Raw genomic sequence first — 21,527 nt, forward strand, 5'->3', positions numbered from 1 at the left:
CAAGCGACAGAGCGTCAAAATCATGCCGGAGCCGGCAGGCCAGCACACCCATATCCTGCACCAGGAAACAGGCTACGAAAAAGGTAACGAGCGTCACGGGGGTGGGGAATTGTTTAGAGGAGGCGGCGTTCGGCGGCCCACTTGGTGAGCTCGTGGCGGCTGGAGAGCTGGAGTTTCCGGAGTACCGCGGAGACGTGCGTCTCCACGGTCTTGATGGAAATGAACAGTTCCTTGGCCACTTCCTTGTAGCTGTAACCCCGGGCGATCAGGCGCATGACTTCCAGTTCGCGGGCGGACAGCTTGTCCAGCTCATCGTCCGCGATGTCCGCCGGGGCCGTCCCGAAGGCGTCCAGGACAAACCCCGCGAGCCGGGGCGAGAAGACGGCGTCACCATCGGCCACCCGGATCACGGCATCGGAAATCTCGGCGCCGGAAATGGTCTTGGTGACATATCCGCGCGCACCGGCACGGATTACGGCCACCACATCCTCAGCGGCGTCGGACACGCTGAGCGCAAGGAAGCTCGTGGAGCCCAGCAAGGCAGCGGAACCCGCAATGACTTCGCGCCCGCCGCCGCCCAGTCCACCGGGAAGGTGGACGTCGAGCAGGACCACCTCGGGCCGGGTCTCTGCGATCACGGCGATGGCCTGTTCAACGGTGCCGGCCTCGCCCACCACGTTCATCCTCTGGTCGAGATCGGCCTTCAACCCGGACCGGAAGATGGTGTGGTCATCCACGATCACCACACGCACGCTCCGCCCGATGCCGTCCTGGGTGGTGTTATTCATGGCTTGGTTTCTCCGTTCCTTGAGTCGCCGTTCTCGGCGGTGGCCGCGGGCAGCGCCAGGCGGACCTCCGTGCCGTCGGCACTGCTGATGATCTTCGCGGTGCCGCCGTGGCGTTTCATGCGGCCGATAATGGATTCCTTGACGCCCATGCGGTCATCCGGCACGGCGTCGGGGTCGAATCCGGGACCACGGTCCTTGACGAAGACTTCCGTACCACCGGCCGTGCTTTCCAGATAGACCGAAACAGTCCCGCCGCCGTGGCGAGCCGCATTCAGCATCGCCTCCCTGGCGGCCTGGACAAGGGCCTCATGCCTGTCGGTCATCTCCGTGTCACCAACAGTCACCACCTCCACGGCATGGCCATGGGCGTCCTCCACCTCGGCAGCGACGGCCTTGATGCGCTCGGCCAGGAGTCCTGATTCCTTGGTGGAGTCGCTGAAGAGCCATGAACGCAGTTCACGTTCCTGGGCCCTCGCCAGGCGGACCACGTCCTGCTCGGAACCGGCCCTTCGCTGGATGAGGGCGAGCGTTTGCAGGACGGAGTCGTGGAGGTGCGCGGCGATCTCGGCCCGCTCGGTTTCCCGGACCCGGCCGGCCCGTTCCGTCTCCAGGTCCTTCCAGAACTTCAGGCCCCAAGGGAGCAGCACCAGGGCCACACCGCCCAGCACGGCCACCGAAGCAAGGAGGGCCAGCCACGTTTGCTCCCAGGACCCCGAGCCGGAAACCATCACCAGGACTCCGGCCACCACCAGGGCCAGGCCGGCCGCCAGGCGGACCCAGCCCCCGGCTTGGTCCGCTTTGGTCTTGTCCACCAGGCCGGCCCTGCGGGTCTCGTCGAGCTGCATCCACGCTATGGCTGCGCCACCCAGGATCGCCGCAGCAGGGATGAGTGTTCCCAGGGGAAGGTCCACGCCGAATTGCCGGGCCACCAGGATTGCTGCAACCAGCAGCAGGCCGGCGCCCAGCAGGATCTCCTTGCCGTACTGGATGCGCCGGAACGTAAACCAAGGTGCGGTGCCGTCCGCCGGCCTGAACCACCCGCCTGCACCTGCAACGGGTTCTCCCGGAGTTCCCGGAGCCGCCACGTACGCAGCCGCCCCGGATGGCGCGCCGGACGCTGCGGATGCTGTCGCGGCCCCGAAAGCCGGAGATCCCGGCGGTGCGCCAAAAACGGCAGGCGACGGACCGGCGTCGTACGTTCCTTCTGTCCCGGACGCCGACGGCGGCTGGCTCACCGCAGGAGCAATGGGCGACGCCGGCCGCTTGGCATTGCGGCGTGCATTCTCATCCGCGGTGGGAACCATGGTCCATAACCAGGCGTAGAAGGCCAGGCCCGCTCCCCCGGCGAAACAGGCCAGGACCATGCCCACCCGGACGTACTTGACCGGCCAGCCCAAATGCGCGGCGAGTCCGCTGCAGACGCCCGCGATCATGCGGTCGCTGCTGCGGACCAGCGGCGGGCGTTGTACAGCAGTGCTCATGTACCCATCCAAACACGGATCAGGGTTGCCCGGACCGGAAACCAGCCTTGTTCGGGGGTCCCTCAGGGATCATTCAGGGTATCCCCCAGTAGAGGCCAGGCAGGCACCAACGGCAGGATCGAAGTATGAACGCGAACAGCATGAACCCCGAGGAATCCGGCCGCCCTGCCAACGCGGGCTCCCCGGGTCCCGACGCCACCACCGGTGCACCTTCCGGCGCACCCACCGGCGAATCCGAAAATCACTCCGGACGGTCCTGGACCCCGGGCAGCGGTCCCGCCGCTCCCCAGCAGAACTTCTTCGATTGGATCCGCAACCAGGGCATCCGCCGTGGACCGGACCGCTGGGTTGGTGGCGTCGCGAGCGGCATTGCCCACCGCTTCGGCATCGATCCGCTCATTGTCCGCGGCATCTTCATTGTCCTGGCATTGTTCGCCGGCGTCGGCGTGCTCCTCTACGGCCTGGCGTGGGCACTCCTTCCCGAACCGGACGGCCGCATCCACGTGCAGGAAGCCGGCGCAGGACGCTGGTCCGGCGGCATGACGGGTGCATTGATCACCACGATCATCGGCCTTCCGGGCCTTGGGCGCGGTTTCTGGGGCTGGGGCTGGAACGGACTTCCCGGCCTGTTCTGGACCCTCTTCTGGATAGGCGCAGTTGCCTACTTGGTCTATTACCTCGTGCAACGCAACAAGAACCAGAAAGCGACGCAGCCCATGAACCGGCAAGACTTCGGCGCCTCGGCACCAACAGCTACGGCCTATGGCGCCGCCGGCTCCGCCCCCACGGTGACCCGCCCCTCGGGTGCCAACACCGGCGTCCCCGTCTATGGGGCAGGGACCGGCAAGCCAGGCGCAGCAGGCACCTCCCAGAGCCCGGCCGGATCAGCCAACCCCGCCGGCCCGTACAACCCGGCAGGCGCCTACAACCCGGCAGGCCCCTATAACCCCTCAGGTCCCCGGCCGCCTTACGGTCCCACCCCGCCGCAGGGCGGAGAGCCCAAGCCGGCCCGTCCCAAGCGCAAGGGCCCGGGAAGTGCCATTGTGGCCGTCACCGCCGGAGCCGCGCTCCTGGCCGGTGGCACGCTGAAAGCCCTCGACGCCGGCAACGTGATCGACCTGGGCAATGCTGCCAACGCCGTGGTTTGGGCTGTAGGCGCTGCTGTCCTGGGCCTTGGCATCCTGGTGGCGGGCCTTCGAGGCCGCACCTCCGGGTTCCTGGGCTTCCTTGCGATCGTTGCGCTGGTGATCGGTGGCATCTTCAACGTGGTCCCCCGCAACGGCGACCGCTTCACATTCAGGGACGTCAACTGGGCACCCGTCAGCATCGAACAGGCCCGCTCGGGATTCAACGTCACGGGGGCCAGCGGCACCGTGGACCTCACGGACCTGAACCTGACCCCGCCGCTGACCACACCGGTCACCATCCCGGTGGACGCGACCGCCAGCAACGTAACCGTGGTCATCCCGGACAACGTGCCCGTGGAAGTCCAAGCGGACATGACCTTCGGCAACCTGAACGAGCGCGGCACGGACCGCGGCGGCAGGCTCCAGGACGACCGCACGCTCTACAACACGGACAAACCAGGAGCCAACCTCGTGGTGAAGATCGATGGCACCTTCAGCAACGTGACCATCCAGGAAGGAAACTGACATGAGCACGAATGAGCCGAACGGTACCCACGACTCCAAGGCCGCCGAAGCAGCAACGGCGCCCCTCCCCCGGGAGACCCGCGACACCGGGCCCCTCCCATCGCCCCGCCTGCAGCAGATCCCGCTGACACCGCACCTGGAACCCACCTACAAAGTGGACCGGGAAGCGGACGACGACGAACCCCGGCAGGCGCGGATCGGCACCGTGGTGTGGGGCCTGGTGGTCATCGCACTGTCAGCATTGTTGCTCGTCTCCACCCTGGGCTGGGTGGTGCTGAACGGGACCTACGTGCTGATCGGACTCATGATCGGCGCCGGCGCAGCCCTGGTGGTCGGCGGCCTCCTGGCAGCCAGCAGGGGCTCCAAGCGAGTGACAAAGAGCTCCGGACAAGGAAGGGTGTAGCCATGGACAAGTTCTTCAGCATCGTCAGGGGCTTCGGCCTGAAGCGCGGACCGCAACGCTGGCTGGGTGGCGTCTGCGGAGGTATTGCGGCCAAACTCAAGGTCGATGTGGCCTATGTCCGGGTGGCTTTCCTGCTCTTCTGCCTCCTGCCTGGCCCGGCCATCGTGTTCTACGTCCTTGCCTGGCTCATCCTTCCGGACCAGGGAAACAAGATCCCCTTGGAATCGTTCATCAGCCAGCGCTCGCGCTGATCTCCGGGCCCCTCGTGTGAAAGACGCCCTGCCTCCCGTGGAGACTTCCCGGGACGCAGGGCGTTTTGCGTGTTTTGGGCAGGTTTCCAATACCGCACGCGCGGGTTGAAAAGTAACCATTTGTGTCCCACCCCACATGCACGTCTAGAATCGTGGGGAGCTCAGCGTGGCGCTCGGCACGTATTCCTCCAAGCCATGAGTGAGCAAACATGAAAATTGGCATTCTTACCAGCGGTGGCGACTGCCCCGGCCTCAACGCTGTGATCCGGGGCGCTGTCCTGAAGGGCATCGCCATCCATGGCCAGGAGTTCGTAGGCTTCCGCGACGGCTGGCGCGGCGTAGTCGAAGGTGATGTCATCGACATCCCCCGCACCATGGTCCGCGGCGTCGCCAAGCAGGGCGGCACCATCCTGGGCACTTCGCGCACCAACCCCTTCGAAAACGGTGGCGGCCCCGAGGTCATCAAAGAGCACATGGAACGCCTGGGCATCGACGCGATCATCGCGATCGGTGGCGAAGGCACCCTCGCCGCAGCCAAGCGGCTCACCGACGCCGGGCTGAAGATCGTCGGTGTCCCCAAGACCGTGGACAACGACCTCGACGCCACGGACTACACGTTCGGGTTCGATACCGCCGTCGAAATCGCCACCGAAGCCATCGACCGTCTCCGTACCACCGGTGAGTCCCACCACCGCTGCATGATCGCCGAGGTCATGGGCCGGCACGTAGGCTGGATCGCCCTGCACTCCGGCATGGCCTCCGGCGCACATGCCATCCTGATCCCCGAGCAGAAGGTCAGCATCGAACAGATCGCCGAATGGGTCCAGGAAGCCCATGACCGTGGCCGTGCGCCCCTGGTTGTGGTGGCCGAGGGCTTTGTGCCGGACCACATGGAATCCCCGCACTCCGAGCGCGGCCTGGACACCTTCGGCCGTCCCCGCCTGGGCGGCATCGCCGACCAGCTCGCCCCTGAAATCGAGGCCCGCACCGGGATCGAAACCCGCGCCACCATCCTTGGACACATCCAGCGCGGCGGCGTCCCCACGGCTTACGACCGTGTCCTGGCCACGCGCCTGGGCATGGCCGCGATCGACTCCGTGGTGGACGGGCGCTGGGGCACCATGGTGGCGCTGAAGGGCACGGACATCTCCCACGTTGGCTTCGAAGAGGCCTTGGGCAAGCTCAAGACCGTGCCGCAGCACCGCTACGACGAAGCGAGTGTGTTGTTCGGCTAGTCTGAATCCATGACTCTCGAGCCCACGTCCGCTGCCATTATCCAGCTGGCGTGGGCTCGCCGTTTAAGGCTCGACGACGCTGCTTTCGCCACCGCCGCGGACCGGCTGGCCTCTTCCCCGGCAGGCCCGCGCGATCGGATCACGCTGGCCGATGAGTCGGCCCGCTCCGTCCAGTTCCTCCGTCTGTTCGGCGTGTCAGCGCTGGTGGGTCCCCAATGGGCCCTTGACTCGGCAGCGGACATACCCGATGCCGAACTCGCTCAGCACGTCACGCTGCTGACACTCACCCGGACCCACGGCGGTCACGGCCTGGGGTCATCGGCGTTGTTCTTCGCCGATGACCTTCCTTTGAACCAACCGTCCGAGGACCTGACGGTATCCCGCGGCAATCCCGAAGCGATCGCCCTGGAAAGCCTGTGCCCACCCGACGACGTCAACGAGGTTGGCCTCCAGTCGCTGGAGCACCGCTTCACCATCATGCATCCCGAGGACGAGCAAGCCTCGCCGGTAGCATGCGGGGCCTACGCGGAGTGGGAAGGCCTCCTGGCGGATATGGGTGTGCTGGTGGCTCCCGCATGGCGCCGCCGGGGCGTGGGAAAGCTTGCCGCCTCCATTGCCGCGCACGAGGCCTTGGCCTCCGGCCTCACTCTTCAGTGGAAGGCCGACGTCAGCAATACGGGAGCCCTTGCCATGGCCCGCAGCTTGGGTTTTGCCACCGGAGGGCTCCACGCTGGCGTGCTGCTCGGTTAGCCAAGCCGGCGGGCACAAAAAAGTGTGCACCGCTGCTGCCCATTGTGCGGGCAACCGCAGTGCACACTCTCTCTTGGCCGCTGAGACTTTATTCGGCTGTTAGTGGCGGGCGTCCTGCGCTGCGGGATCCTGCGCAGGAACGGCCGCGTCCGCTGGCTTGGCGCCCCAGCTTTCCACCGACTTTGGCTTGGCGAAGAAAAGCGCGATCAGCGCACCTAGCAAGATCGCGAACGCGGGCAGCAGGATGGACTGGCTCATGGCCGTCGAGAAGCCTGCATGCAGGAACTCCGGGAGCGCGCCGGTCATGGATGCTTCACCCACGGGTGCACCTGCCGGCGCGGCGGGAAGTTCAGCGGCCAGGCGGGACTGGATCAGCGCGGCGATGGCGGCTGAACCAAGCACTGCGCCGATTTGCCGCGTGGTGTTGAACACGCCGGATCCTGCCCCGGCCTGGCGTGGCGCGAGGTTCCTGGTGGTGGCGTTGGACACGGGACCCCAGATGAAGGCGTTGGCCACACCCTGGAGGGCGCTGGGGAGGAGGAACATCCAGATGGGGGTGTCCGGGCCCAGAAGCGATGCTGTCCAGAAGAGCGCGCCGGACAGGCAGACCAGTCCGAATGCGGCGAACCAGCGGGGGTTGGCGCGGTCGATCAGCTTTCCAACAAACGGGGCCAGGCCGCCGGAGATCACGGCCATGGGGATCATCAGCAGCGCTGACTGCGTGGGCGTCAGTCCACGGACCACCTGGTAGTAGAAGATCGTGGGAAGCGGGAACGCGGTGACCGTGAAGCCCACGGCCATGATGGTGGAGTTGCCCAGGGAGAAGTTGCGGTCCTTGAACAAGCCCAGGGGCAGGAGCGGCTCACCACCACGGCGTTCGAGCCACCACTGCCAGGCTACGAAGACGGCCAACACCACGATGCCGGCGATGATGAGGCCCCACACCGTGATGACGCCGTTGACCGCTCCCCACTTGTAGGTCTGGCCTTCCTGGATGCCGAAGACCAGCAGGAACATGCCAATGGCCGAGAGCACCACCCCAAGGATGTCGAAGGAGTGGCTGTGGGTGGTCAGCTTGGGCACGAAGCGGGTGACCAGGATGAAGGCCACGATGCCGATGGGAACGTTGACGAAGAAGATCCACTCCCAGCCGAGCCCGTCCACCAGCACGCCACCCAGGATGGGTCCCACCAGGACGGCCATGCCCGCTGTTGCACCCCACAAACCCATGGCTGCGCCGCGGCGGTCCGGCGGGAAGATGCGGGTGATGACGGCCATGGTTTGGGGCGTCATCATGGCTGCACCCAGGCCTTGGACGGCACGTGCGGCAATGAGCATGGTGACGTCTCCGGAGAGTCCGCACCACAGCGAGGCCAGGGTGAAGACCACCAGGCCAATGAGGTACAGGTTCTTGGGACCGAAGCGGTCACCAAGCCTGCCGGTGATCAGCAGGGGCACCGCGTAGGCCAGGAGGTACGCGCTGGTTACCCAGATCACGGCGTTGATATCGGTATTGAGGCCTTCCATGATCCGTGGATTGGCGACCGACACAATGGTGGTGTCGATCAGGATCATGAAGAAGCCAACCACGAGTGACCAGAGGGCCGGCCACGGCTTAGCTACGTTTTCCAAGGGATTCCTTTGGCTTGGTGGAAAGTTCGGACGGAGTTGGCTGGGGGTTGTCCCAGGGCAGCTGACCGCTGCGCAACTCCGCAAGGAGCTCGCGGATCCACGAGATCTCTGTTCGAAGCATGGCTTGTTGATAGGTGACGTCTATCCAATATTTGCGTTCCAGGCCCTTGGCCGTCACAGCCGCCTCGGCCTGCCGGAGGAAGTCGAGATCGGCACTGAGGGCCGCCAACCGTCCCTCGAGCAGTCCGGCCACCACCTCCGCCGGGAGGTGATGGGCCTCCGCGATGGCGTGGGGAAAGGTGGGGTATTCATTGATGGGAGTCGCCAGCATGTCCTGCAGTCGAGTATCCAGGGCTTCGTGGCCGGCGGACGTGATCCGGTACGTTGTGCGCTCAGGCCGGTTGCCTTCGCGCTCGGTACCGGCGGTTTCCACCAGGCCGCTCTCAGCCAGGCGTCCGACGGCGTGGTACAGCGTTCCGGGACGGACCTTGACCAGGCGGTCCTCATGCCGTGCCATCAGGACCTGGTACATCTCGTAAGGGTGCATGGGTCCTTCGGCCAGCAGCGCCAGCGCGGCGACGCCCAAGGGCGTCAGGTCAGCAGCTTTTGGCACGACAAAACCCCTTCCACAGCAAATATTCCACTACAACTATTCCACGTGGAATAGTCAGGCGCAAGAAAACCCTGTTGCCGCAGGCAACAGGGTTTTCTCCGGAAGGAAGTGCCTGGCGGCTAGCCCAACAAATCCAGGATCTCGGTGCGAGCGAACATCTTCGCTGCGTCCCGGGCACTGGGTGTACCGGCGTCGGGATCCGCGCCTGCGTCCACCAGGACCCTGGCGACGCCTGCGTAGCCCTTGAAAACCGCCCCGGCGAGCGGAGTCTGTCCCCGGTCGTTGGCCGCATTCACGTCGGCACCGTGATGCACCAGGAGCTGCACGGTTTCCTCGTGGCCATGGTAGGCCGCAAGCATGAGCAAGGAATCACCAGCGGCGTTGGTCAGCGTCGCGGGAGCACCGGCGCTGAGGTAACCCCGCAGGAGTTCGGAGTTGCCTTCCCGGGCGGCGTCAAAGAGGGCGTGAGCCAAAGCCAACGTTTCGTCGTCGGCCTGGTTCGGAGGCTGGGCGTCCGCCGCCTCCGGCGTGGTGGGCTGGGTCATCGGTGGGGTCCCTTCAGGAATCCGGTCTGGCGCCCGACCACCTGGCCGGCGTCGGGGGCGACGATCACTTCCTGGGCTGCGACGTAGGGCTCATCGCCGTCCATCACCGTCAACGTATCTTCGGCAGACACCGAACGCTTGATGACAGCCAAAGCCACCGGGCCCATCTCGAAGTGCTGCGCCACAGATGTCAGAGTACCCACCTTGCGTTCCCCGGCAAATACGACGCTGCCGGCGGCGGGAAGCGTGTGTTGCGAACCGTCCAGTTGGAGGAAGACCAGCCGCCGCGGCGGATGGCCGAGGTTGTGGACGCGGGCAATGGTTTCCTGGCCCTTGTAGCAACCTTTGTTCAGGTGGACGGACGTACGGATCAGGTCCAGTTCGTGCGGAATGGTCTTGTCGTCCGTTTCGGCGCCCAAACGGGGACGCCAGGCGGCGATGCGAAGGGCGTCGGCCGCCATGGCACCAGCCAAGGGCAAGTCCTCGACTGCGGCCTCAAGCTCTGACACCGACACGAGGTACTCGAACCAGGGACGTTCCAGTCCTGGATGCGATTCTTCGGGAACCAAGCTGTAGGAGTAGCCACCCGGACCCACATGCGGCCAGGGGTCTTCCCACACCAGGCGGTCGGCGAGTTGCTCCACTGGCTTGGTGGAGCCAACCACGGCCCAGTCCGCTGAAACGTCGGCGATCTCCACGCGCAGCATGAACTTCATCTTGTTCAACCACTCGGCAAGGGGTTCGGCTTCCGCTGCCTCGACGATCAGCCAGGTGGTGCCGCCGTCGTCAATCACCCGCGCATCGAATTCGATGCGGCCCTGGACGCTGAGCAGCAGCAGTTCGCTGGCCACCTTCGGCTGGAGGTTGGTGAGCTGCTGCGATGAAAGGGTGTTGAGCCAGCTGAGCCGGTCGGGTCCGGCCACCGTGACCACGCCGCGATTGGACAGATCGACGACGGCGGTACCGGTTGCGAGGGCGCGTTGCTCGCGCAGCGGCTCGCCGTAGTGGGCCGCGACGCCGGCATCGAGGCCGGTGTCCTCGATCGCGCCAGGGCGCGACAACAGAGGGCTCTTGTAAGTCATATGTAGTAGAAGTCCTTGGTGTTCGGGCGTATTCCCTGAGGGGTACGGTTCCTCAGCGGTACTCGGGGTTTTCGAAATCGAAGCGCGTTCCGGCTTTCCATTCGTCCGGCAGGTTCCCGTAGGCGGGAATGCCACCGGCGTCGCGCAGGAGCTTGGCCATGTGCAGCAGGTTCCACGTCATGAAGGTGGTGTTCCTGTTAGTGAAATCACTCTCCGGACCGCCCGATCCTTCGTCCAGGTAGCTGGGCCCGGGACCCACAGGACCGATCCAGCCGGCATCGGCCTGCGGCGGGATGGTGAAGCCGACGTGCTGGAGGCTGTAAAGCACGTTCATGGAACAGTGCTTGATGCCGTCCTCGTTACCGGTGATCAGGCAGCCGCCGACTTTCGGGTAGAAAGCCCATTGGCCCTTGTTGTTGAGCTGGCCCGAGTGGGCGTACAGGCGTTCGATCAGCTTTTTGGTCTGGGAGGAGTTGTCGCCCAGCCAGATGGGGCCGGCCACCACCACGATGTCCGCTTCCTGCACGGCAGGATAGATCTCCGGCCATTCGTCGCTCTTCCAGCCGTGCTCCCGCATGTCCGGATAGACGCCACTGGCGATGTCATGGTCCACGGTCCTGAACAGCTGGGTGGAGACGCCCTGCTTCTCCATGATGTCCCGGCTGATGCGGATCAAGCCGTCGGTGTTGCTGAGCTGCGGCGAGGGCTTCAAGGTTCCGTTGAAGAACACTGCCTTGAGGCCCTCGTAGCCTCCGGGCTTGAGGTTGTCTGTCACTTGCTGCTCCTTTTGCTGGTTGCTATATGGAACGTTCAGTGAGGCCTCGCCGCGGTGGGCGGCCGTCAGGCCGATGCCTCAGGAGGCTTTATGGAGGAATGCCGAGGCGTGGGCTTCGAGTGACTTGCCGTTGGCGGCTACATCCCAGCGCCACAGCAGGTTACCGTCCACCAGGCCGAAGATCCGGGTTGCCGCCGTGTACTCCTTGGAGTGGCTGCCCCGCATCACCATGTCGGTGCTGAGCTGGATCTGTGGGCCTTTGATCTGGCCGTAGTACAGCTCAGTGATGCCACCAGGGTGGGAGATCGAAACGGAGAGGTCAAAGCCGCCGTCCTTGTTCCGGCGCTCTTCCACATCATCTGCAGTCTTAAGAACGGGAACGATGTCCGCGGGGACCAGCCCGGGGCCGCCATCGCCCTCCTGGAGTTCCCGTTCCAGCGCCCAGAATCCGGTCTCGACGGTCAGCGGGCGCAACTTTGTGCCGGCATCGTCACTGATCCAGCTCTCGGCCCGGTACTGCAAGTAGGGCAGGCCGTTGTGGGTGAAGGAAACATGCTGGACGAAGTGCTCCGAGTCCTCGTCGCCGCTGCCAAGCCGGCCGCGGCCTTCCCACTCACCAATGAGCCAGGAAAGGGGGACGAGTTCAGGGGTCAGGTCCGTTGGGATCTCAATAGGCACAACCACTACCTCTGTTGCAGTGCGTGAAGGGGGTGATTACTTCTGGCCCTTGAAAAGGCGGTAGACAACAAAGCCGGCGAACCAGGCCATGGAAATGCTGGCGAGGCCGAGGAGGACCAGGAAGAAGATTTCAAATGCGAGAACAGACATGATGCCATCCTAACCGTTAGTAGATGAGTAGTTTGTCTATGAAGTAAGCCAGCGCCCCTACTGCCCAGACGGGTGCAACACCCATGCCCAATGCAGCAGGAAGATTGAGGCGGCCGCGCCGCAGGGTGGTCATGCGGCGGAAGCACACCAGGACCGAGCCCACGACAACGCCAACCAACGCGGCAGGAAGAACCGCGATATCGGAGAAGACCAGCCCTGCCAGCGGCGCCATGAGCCCGGCCATGACGACACCCAGGGGTGCGACGATCCGGTCCGGCCAGCGGATGACGCCCACCAGGAGTGCCACGGCCGCGCTGAGTCCGGCCACCAGGACCATCTCCTTGACGCCGTTGAACCGCGCACCGGCGATCCAACCCGCGCCGAGGCAGTTGAGCAGCACGCCGGCGCAGCACCCCAGGGTTGATTCAAGCCGCTGCGCCTGTCCGGTTCCCCGGATCAGCTGGATGATGAAGACGGCCATCACGCCCACGGCGATGAAGGCAGGGGTGCCGTCCAGGAATCCCGGCGCGGGCATATAGGCGGCCGTCACGGCCGAGCCGGCGCCGGCCAACGCAATGACCGAGGCCAGGGTTTTCTTGGCGGGGACGGCAAGGAAGTGGGGCCAGCCGATTCCCACAGCGGCAGAGGCAACGATTCCCACGCCCACCATGGCCTCCCGGGAAACGAAGGTGCTGGACACGATGGCTGCGAGCGCCACAAGTCCGAATACCCCAATGCTCCAAGACTTCACTGTGTGCCCGATCCTCAATTCGATGCGCCTAACGACCTCTCGTCAATCCTGCCTCATGGCGGCCCGATATGTCGTAATTCCGGTGCCTGACCGTCACGAATCCCTGACTGCACGGGCCCTGGTGGGTATACTCGGACATCAACAGTGCACTGTCATCGCCTCAATCCCGTTACAACGGCAAGGGCGGTCCCAGTTCGCCGTGACCGGCCGGTGAAACTCCGGTTTCGACGCCCGATGATGCGCGGACAGCCCATTGGAGGAACTATGTCGCACATCCTGCTCCTGACGAACAGCACCGGCTCTTCGGTGGACATCCTGCCTGCCTTGGAGTTGCTCAACCACCGTGTGCACATCCTCCCGGCAGAACCCACAGCCCTGCTTGAAACCGACCCCACGGACATCGTGTTCCTCGATGCCCGGAAGGACCTGGTAGGCGCGCGTTCCCTGACGCAACTGCTCAAGGCCACCGGCCTCAGCGCACCCCTCATGCTGATCCTGACCGAGGGCGGCATGGCTGCCGTCTCTTCGGCCTGGTCCGTTGACGACATCGTGCTGGATTCCGCCGGCCCCGCAGAGGTGGAGGCCCGCATCCGCCTGGCCATGGCCCGTGCCACGCCGGGCGAAGAGGAAACCCAGACCGAGATCCGGGCCGCCGGCGTCGTCATTGACGAGGCAAGCTACACAGCCCGCGTAGCCGGGCAGCCGCTGAACCTTACGTTCAAGGAGTTCGAGCTCCTGAAGTACCTGGCCCAGCACCCCGGCCGCGTTTTCACGCGCCAGCAGCTTCTCACCGAGGTTTGGGGCTACGACTATTACGGCGGCACCCGCACCGTGGACGTCCACATCCGCCGCCTGCGCGCCAAGCTCGGCGTCGACCACGAAAACCTCATCAGCACGGTCCGCAACGTCGGGTACCGCTTGACGCTGGTCCGGCTTCCGGATGACGAGTTGTCCGAAGCCTGACAACACGGCAAAGGGCCGGGAATCCGTACGGATTCCCGGCCCTTTGCCGTTTTGTGGAGGACATACGGGTCGAACGTATCGAAGCCACCCCACTGGTGGATCCCCCTCGCACCCGGCTTCAGGAAGCCGAACGAGATAACGAGACTACCCCCGTTGGCCGGGCATGCCAAATCGCAGGGCTTGCCCCGGGCGTATAGCCTTGCATCATGAGTCACGCGCACCCCGAGAACTGGCCCGTACTGCACGTCACCGGCGCACTTGACCCCGGACTCTTCAAGGACTTCAGCACGCTTGCCGCTGCTGCCGGCGAGTCGGACGGGAACCCCCCGCTCTCGGAGCAGACGCTGGTCACCTTGCGCGGCGCGGACGGCGGCGGGCACTCCCTCCTTTCCTTGGCGCTTTACGCCCCCGATGAAGATTCGGATCCGTCCACCGCGGACGACCTCGCCGGCATCGCCGTCGTCGTTGAAGCGCCCGACGGGAGCGGCGTCCTGGAACTGGCCGTGCACCCCAGTTACCGGAACCAGGGCGTAGCGGGCCGCCTCCTGGCGGCACTCCAGGAAAAGCGCGGCTTCGCAGGCCTGACGGCGTGGTCCCACGGTAACCACGAGGCGGCCGCCGAACTGGCCGCGCGCTTCGGGTACGGCCCGGTCCGGGAGTTGCGGAAGATGCGGCTGATGTCCTCCACCGCAGCACTGCCCGACGTCGTCCTGCCGCCGGATGTTTCGCTGCGCGCCTTCGTGCCGGGTCAAGATGAGCAAGCCTGGCTGGCTGCCAACCGCGCCGCTTTTGCGCACCATCCGGAGCAGGGCTCCATGACGCTGGCAGATGTGCAGGCACGCGAGGCCGAGGACTGGTTCGACCCCGAGGGCTTCCTTCTCGCCGTAAACGCCGGCGGGGAACTCCTGGGTTACCACTGGACCAAAGTTCATCCACGGCAGGGAGCCCACCCGGCGATCGGTGAGGTCTACGTCGTGGGTGTCACGCCGGAAGCACAGGGGCTTGGGCTTGGTAAAGCACTCACTGTGGCGGGCATCCGGCACCTCCAGGACCAGGACCTCCACGCGGTCATGCTGTACGTGGACGCGGACAATGAAGCCGCCGTGGCCCTATACCAAAAACTGGGCTTCGTCCGCTGGGACACGGACGTTTTGTATGGACCGTTAACCAAAAATTAACCACGAGCGTCCATCTGCCGGAAAGGGCTGGACATCATCGATTCGAGCCGCCCAATTGCTTGTAATGTGGGAGGAAACCCCAGTCCTGAGCTTAGGAGAAACCCATGCAGCCGGACCCCGTCGGCACCGCCGGATCCACCTCAAAGGGCGCCACGCTGCCCGCGCGCTTCGGCTCATCGGAAGTGCCCGCCGCACGGGCCACCCAGGATCGCATTGACATTCCGGAGTTCGCCCCGAGCCTGGAGCCCGAAGGCGACATTTCGCCGGACCGGTTCCTCGACCGCGAACTCAGCTGGCTGGCGTTCAACTCGCGCGTCCTGGAACTCGCCGAAGATCCGGACCTCTTCCTGTTGGAGCGGGTCAACTTCCTTTCCATCTTTGCCTCCAACCTGGACGAGTTCTTCATGGTCCGCGTGGCCGGCCTCAAGCGCCGCATCGCCACGGGCCTGGCTGTCCCTTCCCCCGCAGGCCTCAGCCCCATCGAGGTGCTCGAACAGATCGGCGAGGAAGCCCACAAGCTCCAGGAACGCCACGCACGCGTCTTCGCCGAGCAGATCCGCCCGGCCTTGGCCTACGAGCACATCCACATCATGCACTGGAACGAGCTCGACGAAGAGGCCCGGCACCGCCTCAGCCTGATGTTCCAGGAGAAGGTGTTCCCCATCCTCACTCCCTTGGCGGTGGATCCGGCCCACCCGTTCCCGTACATCTCCGGCCTCTCCCTGAACCTGGCCGTGATCGTGAGCAACCCGGTCAGCGAAAAGGAACTCTTTGCCCGTGTGAAGGTTCCGGACCAGCTCCCGCGGCTCATCTCCGTGGACGGCCCCCGCGCCGGTGCAGTTCCCGGCCGCGTTGCCCGTTTCATCGCCCTTGAAGAACTCATCGCAGTCCACCTGGACAAGCTCTTCCCCGGCATGGAGGTCCTGGAGCACCACACCTTCCGCGTCACCCGCAACGAAGACGTCGAGGTGGAAGAGGACGACGCCGAGAACCTGCTGCAGGCACTGGAGAAGGAACTCCTGCGCCGCCGTTTCGGCCCGCCCGTGCGCCTTGAAGTCACCACGGACATCAACCCGAACATCCGAGCGCTGCTGGTCCGCGAACTCGGCGTGGACGAATCCGAGGTCTACTCGGTTCCGGCGCCACTCGACCTCCGGGGCCTCTCGGTGATCGGCGGCATCGACCGCCCGGACCTGCACTACCCCAAGCACGTTCCGCACACGTCCCGGTACCTGAACGAATCCGAGACGTCCAAGGCAGCCAACGTGTTCGCCGCGATGCGCCGCCGCGACATCCTGCTGCACCACCCCTACGACTCGTTCTCCACCTCGGTCCAGGCGTTCCTTGAGCAGGCTGCTGCCGACCCCAAGGTCCAGGCCATCAAGCAGACCCTGTACCGGACCTCCGGCGACTCCCCGATCGTGGATGCCCTGATCGATGCTGCCGAGGCCGGCAAGCAGGTCCTGGCACTTGTGGAGATCAAGGCACGGTTTGACGAGCAAGCCAACATTTCCTGGGCACGAAAGCTCGAGCAGGCCGGCGTACATGTGGTGTACGGCATCGTGGGCCTCAAGACCCACTGCAAGTTGTCACTGGTGGTCCGCCAGGAAGTGGACGGACTGCGGCGCTATTGCCACATCGGCACGGGAAACTACCATCCGCGCACGGCCCGCTACTACGAGGACCTGGGCCTGCTGACGTCCAACGAGCAGGTGGGCGAGGACCTCTCCAAGCTCTTCAACCAGCTTTCCGGCTACGCCCCGAAGTCCACGTTCAAGCGGCTCCTCGTGGCACCTCGTTCGGTGCGTTCCGGCCTGGTGGACCGGATCGAGACGGAGATCCGCAACGCCCGCAAGGGTATTCCTGCCCGCGTGCAGATCAAGGTCAACTCCATGGTGGACGAAGCCATCATCGACTCCCTCTACCGGGCGTCCCAGGCGGGCGTGAAGGTAGACGTAGTGGTCCGTGGCATCTGCTCGCTGCGGCCCGGGGTTCCCGGCCTCAGCGAGAACATCACGGTCCGTTCCATCCTGGGCCGGTTCCTGGAACATTCCCGCGTCTTCGCCTTCGCGAACGGCGGGGATCCCGTGGTGTACATCGGCTCTGCCGACATGATGCACCGTAACCTGGACAGGCGTGTGGAAGCGTTGGTGCAACTTGCCAGCAAGGATGATGTGAACACGGTCCTGGACCTGATGCGCCGTTATGTGGACGACGGGACGGCCAGCTGGCACCTGGACAACCAAGGCCACTGGACCCGGCACCACCTGGACGGGAACGGCGAACCGCTGCTGGACATGCAGTCCTGGCTCCTGGCTTCGCGTTCGCGTCAGCGGGCAGCAGCGCGGCGGTAAGGGAAGAGTTGAACAGCGATACCCCCGTGGCCGACCAGACGGACCATCCGGGCGAACCGGTGGCCGTCGTCGCGGCCGGCGCCATTCCCTGGCGCATCAACAAGGGCGCCCTGGAAGTGCTGCTCATCCATCGCCCCCGCTATGACGATTGGTCGTGGCCCAAAGGAAAGCTCGACGACGGCGAGACGGTTCCGGAGTGTGCCGTCCGGGAAGTGCGTGAAGAGATTGGGCTGGATGCCACCCTGGGCATCCCCTTGCCACCCATCCACTATCACGTGAATGCGGGCCTCAAGGTTGTTCGCTACTGGGCTGTCCGGGTCAACGGAGACCTTCTCCGTCCCGACGGCAAGGAAGTGGACAGCGTCATGTGGTGCAGCCCGGAGAGGGCCGCGACATTCCTGAGCAACCCCACGGATGTGGCCCCGCTCGAATACCTGGCCAAGACCCATGTCCGGGGCGAACTGGATACCTGGCCGCTGGTGCTGATCCGCCACGCCAAGGCCAAGCCGCGGTCCTCGTGGACCAAGGCCGAAGGCGACCGTCCCTTGGCTGCCACGGGACAGCGGCAAGCCGTTGCCGTGCAGCGCCTCCTGCAGGGTTGGAAACCCCAGCGCATCGTGACCAGTCCGTGGGTGCGCTGCGTGGCCACCATCGCTCCCTATGCCAAGGCCAGCGGAGCCAAGGTGAAACTGGTTGAGGCTCTGACGGAGCACAACCACGACCGGTCACCGAAGAAGACCGCGGCAGCAGTGGAGGCCTTGTTCGACAAGCAGGTCCCCATTGCGGTGTGCACGCACCGGCCGGCGTTGCCCACGGTGCTGAAGCAACTTGCCCTCCATATGCCGGGAGCACTGCGGAAGACGCTTCCGGACTCGGATCCGTTCCTGACGCCGGGCGAGGTCATCGTCTGCCAGGTGGTCCGCGGCAGCGAACGGAAAGTGGTGTCCGTGGAGCAGGTCAAGCCCTTCGACGACTGAGCCCGGTTGACCACCCAGGTCTTTGTATCAAATACTTGACACATTGATTCGAACGCCCTTCACCTCGGAAGGGCTCCTTTCGGCATTGTCTTGGCCGATCGCCGCGGTTTTGATCGTCCATGCCCTGGGCCAGTGGAGCTACCCGGCACCGAAAGCACCCCACAGGTACGCGGAGCTCACCGTCCGCAGGATTCGCGATTTCCTCCCACGAAAACTGGCTTGGACCACACTGGTGATCTTTGCCTGCGCCGCCGCCGCAGTAGTTTCGATCGCGTCGCTGCCGGCCTACGCTGCCGTGCTTCCCACCCCCGCTCCCCCGTCGGCGGAAGGGACCACCGTCTACATGGGCCAGGGCCAGGACGGCAGGATTCCCTGGATCGGAACTCGCAGGGTGGCTCGGTGGCGCTTTGGCGGTCTTGGCGGCGGGGACGGGGTTGGTGCTGGTGCTCATCGCGCGGCGGCGGCAACTGGAAACCCTGGACAGCGACGATAACCGCGTTCTCCGCGCTATCGCGGCCAACCGGCTCCTGCGCACGGCCTCAACGATCGCGGCAGGCCTGGCCGCCATCGCTGGCAACTTCGCAGCACTGCCCGCACCCGGAGCTGCCTGGCAGTCCTCGTGGTTCAACATGCTCGGCTTCGTCAACATGGCGGTCCTGCTGGCCATGTGGTGGTGGCGGGTGCCGAAGCTCCCCTCCCTCGCCGCTGGCAGCAATACCGTGAACGGCCACGCCCTCCGCGCCGATCCCGGGACCCACGGCGCGGCGAAACTCAGCATCTCCATTGGCGCTTTGATGGGCATCATGGGAGCGGCCCCCTCCTGACTATCGTGTTTTGGTACAGCTACATACCCGCGCAAGGCGAGGGGCGCTTGGGACTGGTAATCCTCGTGGCCGTCATGGCTTCCCTCGTCCTCTTGTCCATCGCCGTCGGGGAACTGCTGATTGCCCGCAACTACGGGGACCCGGAAGCACCGCTGCACTGGCCGCGGCAGCCAGTATCGCGGGGTCTGCTCGCGTTCGGGATAGCCTCCGCTGCCATCTTTGCCATTGCCATCGTCATGACCGGTGCGGGCCAGGGTCTCTTGGCAGCATCGCCGTCGTGGCCCGCTTCCTTGCTGCTCACCTTCGGCGTGGGAGTAGTGGGCGCCGCCTCGATCCTGGCCGCCCGCCGTCGTCGTGGTCTTCCTGAGTCTCCAGAGGAGCAAGGTATCGATGCTGCGCTGCGGGCCATCGCGATGTGCCGGATTATCCGGACACTCGCGGCATACTTCCTGGCGCAGTCTGCGATGCTGCTGCTGACCAACGTCGAGGCCTGGGGGGCGCTCTTTCCGGCGTTCGATCGTCTGGCCCCGAGTCCCGCCACACTCGTCGGTGCCATCTTGTTGGCTATCGCCGTTGCAGTATCGGTTACGCCCGTCCGGAGTTTGTTTCGGAGCATTCCCCGCCGGAGCAGCGTCACAAAGAACGCGCCATGACGGCCGGCATCACGATCGACCTCGGCGATCCCGTTCCGCCCTACGAGCAGATCCGCAGGCAGCTGAGCTCCCTGATCGCCGTCGGTGCGCTCCCTCCCGGAAGCCGGCTGCCCACGGTCCGCAGCCTGGCCGCCGATCTCGGCATCGCCGCTGGAACGGTGGCCCGCGCCTACCGCGAACTTGAGCAGTCCGGACTGATTGAAGCACGACGGCGGAACGGGACTATTGTCGTCGGGCCGGCTGAGGTGCCGCACGGCAATGCCGGCGCAGACGCGGCGGTGATGGCCGCCGTCGATGGCCTGATTGCAACGGCCCGCCACGCGGGGTTCCGTGACGAAACGCTCGTCGATCTGCTGCGGGGCCGGCTTGCCCAAACAAGTAAGCTGGACTCGTGAGCATTCCCACCCCTTACGAAGACCTTCTGCGTGACGTCATGGCGAATGGCACGCATAAATCGGACCGCACAGGCACCGGAACCCGGAGTGTCTTCGGGCGCCAGCTGCGTTTCGATCTCGCCGAGACCTTCCCGCTCATCACCACCAAGCGCGTCCATTTCAAGTCCGTCGCCGTTGAACTCCTGTGGTTCCTGCGCGGCGATTCCAACGTCAAGTGGATGCAGGACCAGGGCGTGAGCATTTGGGACGAGTGGGCGGACGCCGAGGGTGAACTCGGACCGGTCTACGGGGTGCAGTGGCGCAGTTGGCCCACGCCCGACGGTGGCCACATCGACCAGATCTCCGAGCTCATGAAGGGCTTGGAAGCCAACCCGGACTCGCGCAGGCACATCGTTTCCGCATGGAACGTCTCCGAGCTCAAGGACATGGCACTGCCGCCCTGCCACGCTTTCTTCCAGTTCTACGTCGCCGACGGCAAGCTCTCGTGCCAGCTGTACCAGCGCTCGGCGGATACGTTCCTCGGCGTCCCATTCAATATCGCCTCCTACGCGCTGCTCACCCGCATGGTTGCCCAGCAGCTGGATCTTGAGCCGGGCGAATTCGTCTGGACCGGCGGCGATGTCCACGTGTACGACAACCACGTTGAACAGGTGGCCGAACAACTCAGCCGCGAGCCGTACGAGTACCCGCAGCTGAACATCCTGCGGAAGCCGGACTCGATCTTCGACTACACGCTGGACGACTTCGAAGTGGTCAACTACCAGCACCACCCCACCATCAAGGCACCGATCGCCGTATGAGCACTCCTTCCCCAGAGAATCCGGCCCAACTCCCCGGCGTCATCTTCACCCAGGAGACCGCTGCCGCAATGACCGGTATCGGCTTGATCTGGGCCCAGACCAAAGCCGGCGTGATCGGCAAGGACGGCAGCATGCCCTGGCACCTGCCGGAGGACCTGAAGCACTTCAGCAAGCTGACCTCGGGCCACCCCGTGATCATGGGCCGGAAGACCTGGGAGTCGTTCCCGGACAAGTACAGGCCCCTGCCGGGACGAACCAACATTGTGGTCACCCGGAACCAGGAGTGGGCGTCAACACCCGAGGCCGAAGGCGCCACCGTGGTGTCCTCCCTCGACGCCGCCTTGCTGGAATCCCAATTCGCGCCCGGCGGCCAAAAGGTCTGGATCATCGGCGGCGGAGAGATCTTCGAACAGTCCATGGGCATCGCCAACCTTGCGGTGATCACCATCATCGACGCCGACCTGGACGGCGATACCTTCGCTCCGGAACTGGGCGACGACTGGACCTTTGACACCATGGCGCCGGCGGAGGGCTGGCTCACTGCCAACAATGGCACGAACTACCGGTTCACCACATGGCGCCGGACGGAAAGCTAGG

At 65.0% G+C, this 21,527-nt stretch carries 23 protein-coding genes; 14 read left to right on the forward strand and 9 right to left on the reverse strand.

What is annotated here, in order from left to right:
* Positions 1-113: 113 nt before the first annotated feature.
* Both ACH488_RS11405 and ACH488_RS11410 read right to left on the reverse strand, forming a co-directional pair.
* A complete protein-coding gene (locus tag ACH488_RS11405; RefSeq protein WP_397324269.1) occupies positions 114-788 on the reverse strand; it encodes a LuxR C-terminal-related transcriptional regulator in 675 nt (224 codons plus the stop codon).
* Complete coding sequence (locus tag ACH488_RS11410; RefSeq protein WP_397324270.1) at positions 785-2,269, reverse strand: PspC domain-containing protein; 1,485 nt, start codon at positions 2,267-2,269, stop codon at positions 785-787. The genes ACH488_RS11405 and ACH488_RS11410 overlap by 4 nt, the downstream gene beginning before the upstream one ends.
* A 125-nt stretch (positions 2,270-2,394) precedes the next feature.
* On the opposite strand from ACH488_RS11410, the gene ACH488_RS11415 reads away from it, so the two are divergent.
* From ACH488_RS11415 to ACH488_RS11435, 5 genes are all read left to right on the forward strand, one after another.
* Complete coding sequence (locus ACH488_RS11415) at positions 2,395-3,921, forward strand: PspC domain-containing protein (protein ID WP_397324271.1); 1,527 nt, start codon at positions 2,395-2,397, stop codon at positions 3,919-3,921.
* A gap of 1 nt (position 3,922) precedes the next feature.
* Positions 3,923-4,324: a hypothetical protein gene (locus ACH488_RS11420; RefSeq protein WP_397324273.1), complete on the forward strand. Its 402-nt coding sequence runs from the start codon at positions 3,923-3,925 to the stop codon at positions 4,322-4,324.
* Positions 4,325-4,326: 2 nt separating this feature from the next.
* Positions 4,327-4,575 (forward strand): PspC domain-containing protein, encoded by a 249-nt coding sequence (locus tag ACH488_RS11425; RefSeq protein WP_397324274.1) that lies wholly within the window; start codon positions 4,327-4,329, stop codon positions 4,573-4,575.
* Between the two features lie 209 nt (positions 4,576-4,784).
* Positions 4,785-5,810 carry a 6-phosphofructokinase gene (locus ACH488_RS11430; RefSeq protein ID WP_397324275.1) on the forward strand — a complete coding sequence of 342 codons (1,026 nt, stop codon included), beginning with the start codon at positions 4,785-4,787 and terminating at the stop codon, positions 5,808-5,810.
* 9 nt (positions 5,811-5,819) lie between these two features.
* On the forward strand, positions 5,820-6,560 hold the full coding sequence (locus ACH488_RS11435) for a GNAT family N-acetyltransferase (protein WP_397324276.1): 741 nt from the start codon (positions 5,820-5,822) through the stop codon (positions 6,558-6,560).
* Between the two features lie 99 nt (positions 6,561-6,659).
* Here the strand turns inward: ACH488_RS11435 and ACH488_RS11440 are convergent, their stop codons facing one another.
* The 7 genes from ACH488_RS11440 to ACH488_RS11470 all read right to left on the reverse strand — a co-directional run bounded on the left by ACH488_RS11440 (position 6,660) and on the right by ACH488_RS11470 (position 12,786).
* Entirely contained in the window at positions 6,660-8,192 is a 1,533-nt protein-coding gene (locus tag ACH488_RS11440) for a DHA2 family efflux MFS transporter permease subunit (protein WP_397324277.1), read from the reverse strand.
* A complete protein-coding gene (locus ACH488_RS11445; RefSeq protein WP_397324279.1) occupies positions 8,176-8,805 on the reverse strand; it encodes a PadR family transcriptional regulator in 630 nt (209 codons plus the stop codon). The genes ACH488_RS11440 and ACH488_RS11445 overlap by 17 nt, the downstream gene beginning before the upstream one ends.
* A 119-nt stretch (positions 8,806-8,924) precedes the next feature.
* Positions 8,925-9,350, reverse strand: a complete 426-nt coding sequence (locus ACH488_RS11450) for an ankyrin repeat domain-containing protein (protein WP_397324280.1) — start codon at positions 9,348-9,350, stop codon at positions 8,925-8,927.
* Positions 9,347-10,432 carry a YgfZ/GcvT domain-containing protein gene (locus ACH488_RS11455; RefSeq protein WP_397324281.1) on the reverse strand — a complete coding sequence of 362 codons (1,086 nt, stop codon included), beginning with the start codon at positions 10,430-10,432 and terminating at the stop codon, positions 9,347-9,349. Before ACH488_RS11455 ends, ACH488_RS11450 begins: the two co-directional genes overlap by 4 nt.
* A 52-nt stretch (positions 10,433-10,484) precedes the next feature.
* Positions 10,485-11,207: a flavodoxin family protein gene (locus ACH488_RS11460; RefSeq protein WP_397324282.1), complete on the reverse strand. Its 723-nt coding sequence runs from the start codon at positions 11,205-11,207 to the stop codon at positions 10,485-10,487.
* A 78-nt stretch (positions 11,208-11,285) separates the two neighbouring features.
* A complete protein-coding gene (locus tag ACH488_RS11465; RefSeq protein ID WP_397324283.1) occupies positions 11,286-11,885 on the reverse strand; it encodes an FABP family protein in 600 nt (199 codons plus the stop codon).
* Positions 11,886-12,051: 166 nt separating this feature from the next.
* A complete protein-coding gene (locus ACH488_RS11470) occupies positions 12,052-12,786 on the reverse strand; it encodes a permease (RefSeq protein WP_397324284.1) in 735 nt (244 codons plus the stop codon).
* Positions 12,787-13,050: 264 nt separating this feature from the next.
* On the opposite strand from ACH488_RS11470, the gene ACH488_RS11475 reads away from it, so the two are divergent.
* The 9 genes from ACH488_RS11475 to ACH488_RS11515 all read left to right on the forward strand — a co-directional run bounded on the left by ACH488_RS11475 (position 13,051) and on the right by ACH488_RS11515 (position 21,526).
* Entirely contained in the window at positions 13,051-13,749 is a 699-nt protein-coding gene (locus tag ACH488_RS11475) for a winged-helix domain-containing protein (RefSeq protein WP_397324286.1), read from the forward strand.
* A gap of 206 nt (positions 13,750-13,955) precedes the next feature.
* Positions 13,956-14,927 (forward strand): mycothiol synthase, encoded by a 972-nt coding sequence (gene mshD, locus ACH488_RS11480; protein WP_397324287.1) that lies wholly within the window; start codon positions 13,956-13,958, stop codon positions 14,925-14,927.
* Between the two features lie 104 nt (positions 14,928-15,031).
* Positions 15,032-17,281: an RNA degradosome polyphosphate kinase gene (locus ACH488_RS11485; protein WP_397324289.1), complete on the forward strand. Its 2,250-nt coding sequence runs from the start codon at positions 15,032-15,034 to the stop codon at positions 17,279-17,281.
* Between the two features lie 8 nt (positions 17,282-17,289).
* A complete protein-coding gene (locus ACH488_RS11490; protein ID WP_397324291.1) occupies positions 17,290-18,258 on the forward strand; it encodes an NUDIX domain-containing protein in 969 nt (322 codons plus the stop codon).
* 437 nt (positions 18,259-18,695) lie between these two features.
* On the forward strand, positions 18,696-19,082 hold the full coding sequence (locus ACH488_RS11495) for a hypothetical protein (protein WP_397324293.1): 387 nt from the start codon (positions 18,696-18,698) through the stop codon (positions 19,080-19,082).
* Positions 19,083-19,129: 47 nt separating this feature from the next.
* Positions 19,130-19,735 carry a hypothetical protein gene (locus tag ACH488_RS11500; protein ID WP_397324294.1) on the forward strand — a complete coding sequence of 202 codons (606 nt, stop codon included), beginning with the start codon at positions 19,130-19,132 and terminating at the stop codon, positions 19,733-19,735.
* The gene (locus ACH488_RS11505; RefSeq protein ID WP_397324296.1) at positions 19,732-20,130 is read left to right on the forward strand and encodes a GntR family transcriptional regulator; all 399 of its coding nucleotides are present in this window, start codon (positions 19,732-19,734) and stop codon (positions 20,128-20,130) included. Before ACH488_RS11500 ends, ACH488_RS11505 begins: the two co-directional genes overlap by 4 nt.
* The gene (locus ACH488_RS11510; protein ID WP_397324297.1) at positions 20,127-20,930 is read left to right on the forward strand and encodes a thymidylate synthase; all 804 of its coding nucleotides are present in this window, start codon (positions 20,127-20,129) and stop codon (positions 20,928-20,930) included. Before ACH488_RS11505 ends, ACH488_RS11510 begins: the two co-directional genes overlap by 4 nt.
* The gene (locus tag ACH488_RS11515) at positions 20,927-21,526 is read left to right on the forward strand and encodes a dihydrofolate reductase (protein WP_397324299.1); all 600 of its coding nucleotides are present in this window, start codon (positions 20,927-20,929) and stop codon (positions 21,524-21,526) included. Before ACH488_RS11510 ends, ACH488_RS11515 begins: the two co-directional genes overlap by 4 nt.
* The last annotated feature ends 1 nt before the right edge of the window (position 21,527 follow it).

It is taken from the genome of Paenarthrobacter sp. NPDC018779, from assembly GCF_044391085.1.
Classification (GTDB): Bacteria; Actinomycetota; Actinomycetes; order Actinomycetales; family Micrococcaceae; genus Arthrobacter.

Excerpts from the sequence above, each read along its gene's own strand:
- ACH488_RS11405 (WP_397324269.1), bottom strand. The coding sequence starts at position 788 with ATGAATAACACCACCCAGGACGGCATCGGGCGGAGCGTGCGTGTGGTG.
- ACH488_RS11410 (WP_397324270.1), bottom strand. The coding sequence starts at position 2,269 with ATGAGCACTGCTGTACAACGCCCGCCGCTGGTCCGCAGCAGCGACCGC.
- ACH488_RS11415 (WP_397324271.1), top strand. The coding sequence starts at position 2,395 with ATGAACGCGAACAGCATGAACCCCGAGGAATCCGGCCGCCCTGCCAAC.
- ACH488_RS11420 (WP_397324273.1), top strand. The coding sequence starts at position 3,923 with ATGAGCACGAATGAGCCGAACGGTACCCACGACTCCAAGGCCGCCGAA.
- ACH488_RS11425 (WP_397324274.1), top strand. The coding sequence starts at position 4,327 with ATGGACAAGTTCTTCAGCATCGTCAGGGGCTTCGGCCTGAAGCGCGGA.
- ACH488_RS11430 (WP_397324275.1), top strand. The coding sequence starts at position 4,785 with ATGAAAATTGGCATTCTTACCAGCGGTGGCGACTGCCCCGGCCTCAAC.
- ACH488_RS11435 (WP_397324276.1), top strand. The coding sequence starts at position 5,820 with ATGACTCTCGAGCCCACGTCCGCTGCCATTATCCAGCTGGCGTGGGCT.
- ACH488_RS11450 (WP_397324280.1), bottom strand. The coding sequence starts at position 9,350 with ATGACCCAGCCCACCACGCCGGAGGCGGCGGACGCCCAGCCTCCGAAC.
- ACH488_RS11455 (WP_397324281.1), bottom strand. The coding sequence starts at position 10,432 with ATGACTTACAAGAGCCCTCTGTTGTCGCGCCCTGGCGCGATCGAGGAC.
- ACH488_RS11475 (WP_397324286.1), top strand. The coding sequence starts at position 13,051 with ATGTCGCACATCCTGCTCCTGACGAACAGCACCGGCTCTTCGGTGGAC.
- mshD (WP_397324287.1), top strand. The coding sequence starts at position 13,956 with ATGAGTCACGCGCACCCCGAGAACTGGCCCGTACTGCACGTCACCGGC.
- ACH488_RS11485 (WP_397324289.1), top strand. The coding sequence starts at position 15,032 with ATGCAGCCGGACCCCGTCGGCACCGCCGGATCCACCTCAAAGGGCGCC.
- ACH488_RS11505 (WP_397324296.1), top strand. The coding sequence starts at position 19,732 with ATGACGGCCGGCATCACGATCGACCTCGGCGATCCCGTTCCGCCCTAC.
- ACH488_RS11515 (WP_397324299.1), top strand. The coding sequence starts at position 20,927 with ATGAGCACTCCTTCCCCAGAGAATCCGGCCCAACTCCCCGGCGTCATC.